Raw genomic sequence first — 8,993 nt, 5'->3', positions numbered from 1 at the left:
GAAGCAGAAAAGCGGACGCTTTTGATCGTTGACGACGTGGAATTAAACAGAGCAATCTTGAATGAGATTTTCTGTAAAAATTATTATATTATTGAAGCTGCCAATGGAAAAGAAGCTCTGGATATTATTTTAGATGCGAGGAAAAAAGTAGACTTGGTTCTGCTTGATTTAGTCATGCCCGTCATGGACGGTTTCGTACTGATGGAGATACTGAAAGAAAAGGGGGTACTGGAGCATCTCCCGGTGGTGGTCATCACGGTGGACGGTTCGGAACAGATTCTGGAGAAGGCATACTCCATGGGGGCGGAAGAGATCATCATCAAACCGTTTAACCCCGATATCATCAGGGAAAAAGTAAAAAATATTTTGTCCATGTACATAAGGATGGAACTGATCAGCAGCATGGGGAAGCTTCAGCACCTGACTGAGGAAGATACAGAGGATCAGCTTTCTGCGGATACCGGCACAAAAACACGGATCGATGCCCTTTCTACTCGGACGCTGTATCTCCTTGAGCTGGAGAGGGAAAAGAACCGGGTGCTGGCAAATCTCTCCGGGGATATTATGTTTGATTATGATGTAAAGTCAGATACGCTTTCTTTTTCAGAAAAATATTTTGAGGTATTCGGGCGGGATACTGTGATCGAGGAAGTGAGCCGGAAGATCAGGAGAACGGATATCATCTATGACGATGACAAGCAGGTATTGGTGAACAATCTGGAAGGGCTGAGTACGGACAATACAACGATGCGTGCACAGATCCGGCTGATGACAAAAGACAGCGGATATCTTTGGTATGAGTGTTTTATAAAGTCTATCTGGGATATGGACGATGGAATGTGTTTGTCTCTGATAGGGAAATTCGTCAATATAGATCAGCACAGGAAAGAAATCTCCCGATGGAAAGAAGCGGCCGACAATGATGCCTTGACAGGAATCAATAATCGTAAAGGGCTGGAAGAAAAGATCTTAAAGATTATGAAAGAGAATTGGGATTCTTCAGGCGTACTGCTGTTTCTGGACCTGGATGACTTTAAACAGATCAATGACAGCAAAGGTCATGCTTTTGGCGACAAAGTGCTGCGGACCGTAGCAGAGAAGATTAAAAGCTGTGTCAGATCAACCGATGTGGTAGGCAGGATTGGGGGAGACGAGTTCATTGTTTTTCTCAACGGGATCGGAGGAAAGGATGCGGCACTCAAAAAGGCAGAAGAGATAGAACAGAAGATTCAGGACGGCTTTCATGGATATCCGGTAACGGTCAGCATAGGGATCGCACAGTTCCCGGAAGACGGAGCAGAATTTGATGTATTGATCAAGAGGGCAGATCAGGCACTTTATTACTCTAAAAATAAGGGAAAGAATTGGTATACATTTTATGATAAGAAGACAAAAGACATGCCGTTTCAGTCACTGCTCTCCAAGATGGACAGCGATGAAGATTTATAATATGAGATCATCGGAAATCAACGGGCAAAGATCGTTTGATTTCCTTTGGTCTCATTTGTTTTGGATCAGATTTTTCTCTGATACATTTTCTTTATAAATCCGGTCAGGGCGTACAGAAGCATAGCGATGATGCATAAGAGAACGATAGACATTAGTACCCAATCCATTTTAAATACCTGGCTTCCGTAGATGATCAGGTATCCAAGGCCGGAGCGTGCTGCCAAAAATTCTCCGATGATCACACCTACAAGAGAAAGCCCAATATTTACGTTCATAATGCTTAAAAGCAATGGAATACAGCTGGGTATGACTGCCATGGTCAGGCAGTCTTTTTTTGTTCCTCCGAGAGTCCGGATGAGTGTCAGACGCTCCTTATCCACGTGGAGAAATCCACTGTATAAATTCAGGATACTTCCGAAAACCGCAATGGAGATGGCGGTGATAATGATCGTCTTCATATTATTTCCGAGCCAGACGATCAGGATCGGAGCAAGGGCTGATTTCGGAAGACTGTTTAAGACTACAAGGTATGGGTCGATGATCTTGGCAGCCGTGGGGAACCACCATAAGATAGTCGCGATCAGCACTGAAAATAAAGTGATCAGCGCAAAGCTTACGAGCGTTTCAGCCAGAGTAACCCCAATATGAAGAAAGATGGAATGGTCTGTTACCATGCCGTAAAAACACCGGATGATCCTGCTTGGACTGCTGAAAATAAATCCGTTCAGTATATTTTTTGAAACCGCTGTTTCCCAGGCAAATAAAAGAAGGAGAAGCAGAAGGACCTGGGCAACCCGGATCCAATATTTTTTCCGTTGTATTTGGTTTAAATACTCGGACTGTTCTTTAGAAATTGGATCAGTCATTGATTTCCCTCCATAATTGATTAAAATAATCTTTAAATTCTACTGCATTTCTTGCAGCCTGCGGTGTTTTTTTCTCACATGTAAGGTGAATAGGAACAATGGTCTTGACAGTTCCCGGACGTTTGGACAGCACGATGACACGGTCGGCCATACTGATCGCCTCAGAAAGATCATGGGTGACGAGGAGAGCAGTTTTTTTCTTCTCTTTTATGATGGTGCCTATATCATCGGATACCCGGAGTCTTGTCTGGTAGTCCAATGCAGAAAATGGTTCATCCAGAAGAAGGATATCCGGGGACAGGGCGAGTGTACGAATCAGAGCAGCCCTCTGGCGCATACCTCCGGAAAGCTGGCTCGGATAAGAGTTTTTAAAGTCTTTGAGTCCGTAAAGTTCCAGCAGACGGTCAACCTTATCAAATGCCTCCGGATCTTTGATGTTTTGTATCTTGAGTCCCAGGGTAACATTTTCATAAATAGTGCGCCAGGGAAGAAGCTGATCCTTCTGGAGCATATATCCGATATGGTCGGTGGATTCCTCGATTGGTACGCCGTTGATTTTGATGGTGCCGCCAGACAGAGGGAGCAGTTTTGCAATTAAATGCAGCATGGTCGATTTTCCGCATCCGCTTGGGCCTACTACCGCGACGAATTCACCGCTTAATACATCAAAAGTGATTGAGGAAAGAGCCGTAGTTTCTTGCTTCATAGTATGGTAAGAGTAGGAAACCTGCTCTAAGGAAAGGGCAGTGGTCATTCTCATATCTCCTTTCTTGGGGATTATAGTATAGATTATGCTGGAAAGAAAAAAGGTGATATTATTCCTTGACATAAGAGAGATTAGCAGACTATAATTAAAGCGTAGACAAAAGTGGTTTGTCTCGGATAAATTTTCATCGGTAAAGCTGCCGAAAGGCAGTGACACAAAGCCAAGGGTCTAAAGTCTTACATAAGACTATGACAGCCGGTTGCCACATTATTTATTTAATGTGTATGAATATAGGTATCTGACTTATATTTGAAGCTGTAAGCGCAACCGTTTGTGAAGGAAACTTCACGGACGGTTTTTCTTTTTAAAGAAGCGCTCTGTATTTCAAAAGCTGGATGATTGTATTCATCACATGGTATTCATATCCACAGCGATGAATGAAACAATTACATATTCAGTAAAACTGTCAAAAGGCAGTGGCACAAAGCCAAGGGTCTAAGATCTGATTACAGATTATGACAGCCGGTTGCCGTATGATGGGGATCATGTGATTTGAAAAACAGATTAGGGAACTGCTTTTTCACCGGTCATCCGCCGGATTTGTGCCTTGGGATAAGAGGAGGCGCATCAGTTATGAAAAAAGCAGTTACTAAGTTGATAGCTGTGGCATTAGCGGTCATTGTGATTGCCGCAGGCGTTGGGATGGGGGTCCCGGCTTCGAAAAGTGTCGAAGCATCAAGCAAGGTTTCAGTAAAGGTCAGCACAACCAGAAAAGTCAAAACAAAAAAATATAAGTTAAAGAAAAAAGTCCGCAGAAAAAAGACAACCACAAAAAAGAAAGTGAAAACTACAAAGAAACTGACAAAGAGTGTTTCAAAAAAAGTTGAGAAAGTCATTCGACAGAATACAGTAGTTAAAACGACTATGAAGGCAAAGCGCAAGACAGTCAAGACTACGATTACGACGAAGACTACAACAAAGACGACAAATCTGGCCAGATCAGGAAGTGCTGACATTAACCAATTGAAGGGGATCATTGATACAAGGGTAATCAATTCATTTAAGAAGACCGGAATGACGATTGAAACGAATCCGCGTTCCTCCGTCTTAAAGGGAGCAGACGGAGTGTTCAGCCCATCCAGAAAGAGAATTTACCTGAAAGCCAACGTAGACCGCGTGCTTGTCCATGAAGTGGGACATTTCGTGGCATACAGGCAGGGAAGAGCTGATTCAACCAAAGAGTTCCAGGCTATCTACAAAGCAGAGAAGAATAAGTTCAAAGGAGACAATAAAAAGTATGCTGTTTCCTCCAACAAGGAGTTTTTTGCAGAATGCTTTAAAGAATACTCTATGAACAAGTCTTCCTTAAAGAAAAATTGCCCGCGCTCTTACAAGTACATAGAATCTGTGATCAGCAGAATGTAATCATCGTAGGAGTCATAAAGGAAGTCTCAAAACTGTAAGTGCAAACTATGGTTTTGAGACTTCCTTTTTTGCTGTTTGAAAAAACTTTTTCATTGACATCAGAAACTTCCGAAGTTATCATTAGGGGCGGAAAAGGAGACAGGAACATGCATTATGATCATATCATTTCAGGTACATTTTTAAAGCGCCCCAATCGGTTTATAGCCATTGTACTCGTCGGAGGACAGGAAGAAGAGGCACATGTTAAGAATACAGGAAGATGCAGGGAACTGCTGATTCCCGGAGCCAGGGTTTACCTGCAGCAGCATAACGATCCTAAGAGAAAGACAAAGTATTCTCTGATTGGTGTGAGCAAAGGAAATCTGATGATCAACATGGATTCCCAGGCGCCCAATAAAGCTGTGGGAGAATGGCTGAAAAGGGGAGGGATTTTTCCTTATATAGAAGAGATCAGGGCGGAAAAAAAGTATGGAAATTCCAGATTTGATTTCTTTGTCAGAGGAGGAGAACTTATGGCGGGAACCAGAGAGGCCTTCGTGGAAGTAAAAGGAGTGACCTTGGAGGAGGATGGAACAGCATGGTTTCCTGATGCGCCTACCGAACGCGGAATCAAGCATATAGAGGAACTCATACACTGTGTGGAAGAAGGTTATGATGCATATATTATCTTCGTCATTCAGATGAAAGGCGTGCACTGCTTCAGGCCCAATGACCGTACCCACAGGGCCTTTGGAGATACTCTGAGGAAAGCAGCAGACTCTGGAGTGCATATACTTGCACTGGACTGCCTTGTAACAAAGGACACAATGGAAATTGATGAGAAAATTCCGGTGATTCTGTAAACAAACCACCGGATAAGGAAGAGGGAGCAGACTATTTTTACTGCTTCCTCTTCCTAGTTTATGAAGTTTTTATTCAGCAGCCGGTTCTGCCAGCGGAATAGTACGGAATATTTTTCTGGATTCCCAGGAAATCAGACAGCAGATCAGGCAGGCACCGTAGACCGCAAAATAAGACTGGCTCTTCAAAACATCAAACAGAACTCCGTATACGGCCTGGCCAAGAGGCTGGGAACACATGGACAGTGCCATGATACAGGAGATGACTTTGCCGATCAGATGATGCGGTGTAAGAGCCTGCACGAATGAGAGCATCTGCACGGTAAACATCGTGGAGCAGGCCATCATAAAGAAACTGCACAGGGTGATTACAATGTAGGCTGCCATCGGAGGAACATCCAGATTCAGCACGAGTCCGATTGGAAGGAGAGACGCTCCGCTGAGTAAGAGCAGAACATGGACACCTTGGATATTCAGCCGTTTTGCAAAGACTCCGGTGAGGATGCCGCCCAAAAGGCCCCCGAGGGCTAAGGCTCCCTGGGCATACCCATAAAGCTGGCTGGACATATGGAGAAACTGTGTGATGATCACAGGCAGGCCTACGATGAGCAGGGCGCTTAAAAATAAGTTAAATGCGCAGACAATCAGGATTCCTTTCCCTATAACAGGCTGTTCTGTACGGATAAACCAGAAACTTTCTGAAAGATCCTGTTTTACTACTGCAAATACACTGGTTCCCTTTTTTGGCTTTTTAAATGGGATATGGATAAACAGTTCCATTGTGGCAGAAAATATAAAGCAGATGATGCTCACATATAATATCGGGCGGATTCCGTAGAAGCCGTATAAGGCTCCGCCGGCCACCGGACCGATTAGATTGGCCAGAGCATTGACCTGATTGATGACTGCATTTCCGGAAAGCAGACGGTCCGGAGTCAGCAGAGCCGGAAGGCTTGCCTGGACTGCCGGCTGGTATGCACCCTGTATGCCATAAAGGATCATAAGGGTTATGACCAAAAGCATCACCAGGGATACATGGCCGAGAGCGGCGGTAAACAACAGGATCAGAGCGCTGGTTGCATAGTCAAGAATGACCATGATATTTCTTTTGTTGACCCGGTCCGCAACTATGCCTCCTGCGGGTGAGAGCAGGATCATAGGAATAAAGGAACAGGCGGTGACAATGCCGAACAGGGATGCGGACCCTGTTTCATTTAACAGATACAGAGGAAGTGCAAACCTCAGGATGGAATTGCCGAACAGAGAAATGATCTGTCCGATCACTACCAGAGAAAAATCTCTGGTAAATAGTTTATCTTTCATAAAAACTCCTTTCATACATTCGGTTGGTATGTAAAATTGATAAAAAAATTTGTAGTTCTCACCAATCTCCAAGACCGGACTGTATGAGTCCAGTCTGAGGATGAATGAGTCAGCTTTTTTCTTCCAGCTGTTTTCGGTAAGATTCAAGAACAAGGAGTGCTTCGTCATCCAGCAGAGGCATTCCGAGCCGGTCAAGCAGATCTTTCATAAACTGGGTTTTGCGGATGAGTTCTTCCGCAGTATTTTGGATAATAAATGGGTTCATCCAGAAGTTGCACAAAATGAGAAGTGCTTCTGACAGTTCTTTTGGATATTTAGTTTTTACAGAACCATCCTGAATCCCCTGCTCTATCAGCGGCAGTATCAGGTGGGGTACTGTATTGTCCAGGCTTTCAAACAGCTGCTTGGTCAGGAATCGTGGATTTTTCATAATATGAGGAGCGGCATTAATCATCATTTGATTACCAGGACTTTTAATTGATACGATGAGAAGTTTTCTTAATTTTTCAAGTCCTGTCCCCGGTCCGTTCAAAATATCCTCATAGTCCTTTTCCTGCCCGCTGTACAATTGGTTCATGACGGCTTCTATGATATCACTCTTGGATTTAAAGTGGTGATATATGGCGCCCTTCGTCAAATCACCCAGTTCGTCGATGATATCCTGAATCGTTGTGTGTTCGTAACCTTTTTCCAGAAATAATTTCAGCGATGCATCCAAGATCCTCTGCTCTGTAATCTCGGGATATTTATTTCTTGCCATGGAAAATCATCCTTTCTTGCATACATACTAATAGTATGTATTTAAAATAGCAGATACATGGAAGAATGTCAAGAAATTAAAAATAATACTTGCTTTTTATATGCTATATGTTATACTAGATATAGAACAAATAAGATTGGAGGAGTGAAGATGAATATTAATAAGTTTACTCAAAAGTCAGTCGAAGCAGTAAATCAGTGTGAAAAGATTGCTTATGACTGCCAAAACCAGGAAATTGACCAGGAACATTTATTATATAGTCTGCTGACCATAGAAGATAGTTTGATTCTTAGCCTTTTGGAGAAGATGAATGTAAATAAAGATTCTTTTTTAAGCCAGGCACAGCAGCTGCTCCAGAAGAAACCGAAGGTTTCCGGCGGACAGGTCTACATGAGCCAGGCGCTGAATCAGGTATTGCTGGCAGGGGAAGATGAGATGAAGGCCATGGGAGACGAGTATGTCTCTGTGGAGCATCTGTTTCTTGCTATGATCAAAAAGCCGAACAATGCAGTGAAAGAACTGTTCAGAGGTTATGGAATCACCAGAGACCGTTTCCTGGAGGTTTTGTCCGAAGTAAGGGGAGATAAGAAGGTAACCACGGACAATCCCGAGGCAACCTATGATACGCTGGAGAAATACGGATACGATCTGGTGAAGCGTGCCAGAGAGCAGAAACTGGACCCTGTGATCGGAAGAGACAGCGAGATCCGGAATGTTGTCCGTATTCTTTCAAGGAAAAGCAAGAATAATCCAGTGCTCATCGGAGAGCCCGGTGTTGGTAAAACTGCGGTTGTAGAGGGACTTGCCCAGAGGATCGTCCGGGGGGATGTGCCGGAACAGTTAAAGGACAAGACGATTTTCTCACTGGATATGGGATCTCTTGTGGCAGGCGCCAAATACAGAGGAGAATTTGAAGAACGACTGAAAGCGGTTCTCGAAGAAGTGAAAAAGAGCGAGGGACAGATTATCCTGTTCATTGATGAGCTGCACACGATCGTGGGAGCGGGAAAAACAGAGGGCTCCATGGATGCAGGCAATATGCTGAAGCCGATGCTGGCCAGAGGAGAGCTTCACTGTATCGGAGCGACGACTCTGGATGAGTACCGTCAGTATATTGAAAAAGATGCGGCTCTGGAGAGAAGGTTCCAGCCGGTCATGGTGGATGAGCCTACCGTGGAAGATACGATTTCTATCTTGAGAGGTATCAAAGAGCGCTACGAGGTTTTCCACGGAGTAAAAATCACAGATGGATCTTTGGTGGCCGCTGCGACCCTGTCAAACCGCTATATCACGGACCGTTTTCTTCCGGATAAAGCCATTGACCTGGTGGATGAGGCATGTGCCATGATTAAGACAGAGATGAATTCCCTTCCTTCAGAACTGGATGAGGTTCAGAGGAAGATCATGCAGCTGGAAATTGAGGAAGCGGCACTGAAGAAGGAAGACGATAATCTGAGCAGAGAACGCCTCCTGGAACTTCAGAGAGAATTGGCAGAGATGAGGGAAGATTTCAATGCCAAGAAGGCCACATGGGAGAATGAAAAGTCTTCCGTGGAGAGGGTTTCCAAACTGAGAGAAGAGATTGAATCTGTAAACAACGAAATACAGATCGCACAGAGAAATTA

At 44.1% G+C, this 8,993-nt stretch carries 8 protein-coding genes and 2 riboswitches; of the genes, 4 read left to right on the top strand and 4 right to left on the bottom strand.

Going from position 1 to position 8,993, the window contains the following annotated elements:
* A partial coding sequence (locus QVP35_RS06920; protein ID WP_288187787.1) for a GGDEF domain-containing response regulator occupies positions 1–1,449 on the top strand: 1,449 nt, incomplete at its 5' end.
* Between the two features lie 65 nt (positions 1,450–1,514).
* Here QVP35_RS06920 and QVP35_RS06915 read toward each other — a convergent pair.
* Both QVP35_RS06915 and QVP35_RS06910 read right to left on the bottom strand, forming a co-directional pair.
* On the bottom strand, positions 1,515–2,315 hold the full coding sequence (locus tag QVP35_RS06915) for an ABC transporter permease (protein ID WP_006566350.1): 801 nt from the start codon (positions 2,313–2,315) through the stop codon (positions 1,515–1,517).
* Positions 2,308–3,069, bottom strand: a complete 762-nt coding sequence (locus tag QVP35_RS06910; RefSeq protein ID WP_022260948.1) for an ABC transporter ATP-binding protein — start codon at positions 3,067–3,069, stop codon at positions 2,308–2,310. The genes QVP35_RS06915 and QVP35_RS06910 overlap by 8 nt, the downstream gene beginning before the upstream one ends.
* Positions 3,070–3,200: 131 nt before the next feature.
* Positions 3,201–3,288, top strand: a riboswitch (cyclic di-GMP riboswitch).
* Positions 3,289–3,467: 179 nt separating this feature from the next.
* A riboswitch (cyclic di-GMP riboswitch) is annotated at positions 3,468–3,555 on the top strand.
* 99 nt (positions 3,556–3,654) lie between these two features.
* Between QVP35_RS06910 and QVP35_RS06905 the strand changes: the two genes are divergently transcribed.
* Both QVP35_RS06905 and sfsA read left to right on the top strand, forming a co-directional pair.
* Positions 3,655–4,446: an anthrax toxin lethal factor-related metalloendopeptidase gene (locus QVP35_RS06905; RefSeq protein WP_022260947.1), complete on the top strand. Its 792-nt coding sequence runs from the start codon at positions 3,655–3,657 to the stop codon at positions 4,444–4,446.
* Positions 4,447–4,592: 146 nt separating this feature from the next.
* Positions 4,593–5,288 carry a DNA/RNA nuclease SfsA gene (gene sfsA, locus QVP35_RS06900; RefSeq protein ID WP_009290940.1) on the top strand — a complete coding sequence of 232 codons (696 nt, stop codon included), beginning with the start codon at positions 4,593–4,595 and terminating at the stop codon, positions 5,286–5,288.
* Positions 5,289–5,357: 69 nt separating this feature from the next.
* Here sfsA and QVP35_RS06895 read toward each other — a convergent pair whose 3' ends face one another.
* Together QVP35_RS06895 and QVP35_RS06890 are read right to left on the bottom strand one after the other, a co-directional pair.
* On the bottom strand, positions 5,358–6,608 hold the full coding sequence (locus tag QVP35_RS06895) for an MFS transporter (RefSeq protein ID WP_022260946.1): 1,251 nt from the start codon (positions 6,606–6,608) through the stop codon (positions 5,358–5,360).
* 109 nt (positions 6,609–6,717) lie between these two features.
* Positions 6,718–7,368: a TetR/AcrR family transcriptional regulator gene (locus QVP35_RS06890; RefSeq protein ID WP_006566345.1), complete on the bottom strand. Its 651-nt coding sequence runs from the start codon at positions 7,366–7,368 to the stop codon at positions 6,718–6,720.
* 150 nt (positions 7,369–7,518) lie between these two features.
* Between QVP35_RS06890 and QVP35_RS06885 the strand changes: the two genes are divergently transcribed.
* A partial coding sequence (locus tag QVP35_RS06885; RefSeq protein ID WP_288187785.1) for an ATP-dependent Clp protease ATP-binding subunit occupies positions 7,519–8,993 on the top strand: 1,475 nt, incomplete at its 3' end.

The sequence above is a fragment of the Anaerostipes sp. CAG:276 genome (assembly GCF_000432215.1).
GTDB lineage: Bacteria > Bacillota > Clostridia > Lachnospirales > Lachnospiraceae > Anaerostipes > Anaerostipes caccae.
This window is presented reverse-complemented; position numbering and strand designations above follow the sequence as displayed.

Coding starts and splice junctions, on each gene's coding strand:
- QVP35_RS06915 (WP_006566350.1), bottom strand. CDS start 2,315: ATGACTGATCCAATTTCTAAAGAACAGTCCGAGTATTTAAACCAAATA.
- QVP35_RS06910 (WP_022260948.1), bottom strand. CDS start 3,069: ATGACCACTGCCCTTTCCTTAGAGCAGGTTTCCTACTCTTACCATACT.
- QVP35_RS06905 (WP_022260947.1), top strand. CDS start 3,655: ATGAAAAAAGCAGTTACTAAGTTGATAGCTGTGGCATTAGCGGTCATT.
- sfsA (WP_009290940.1), top strand. CDS start 4,593: ATGCATTATGATCATATCATTTCAGGTACATTTTTAAAGCGCCCCAAT.
- QVP35_RS06895 (WP_022260946.1), bottom strand. CDS start 6,608: ATGAAAGATAAACTATTTACCAGAGATTTTTCTCTGGTAGTGATCGGA.
- QVP35_RS06890 (WP_006566345.1), bottom strand. CDS start 7,368: ATGGCAAGAAATAAATATCCCGAGATTACAGAGCAGAGGATCTTGGAT.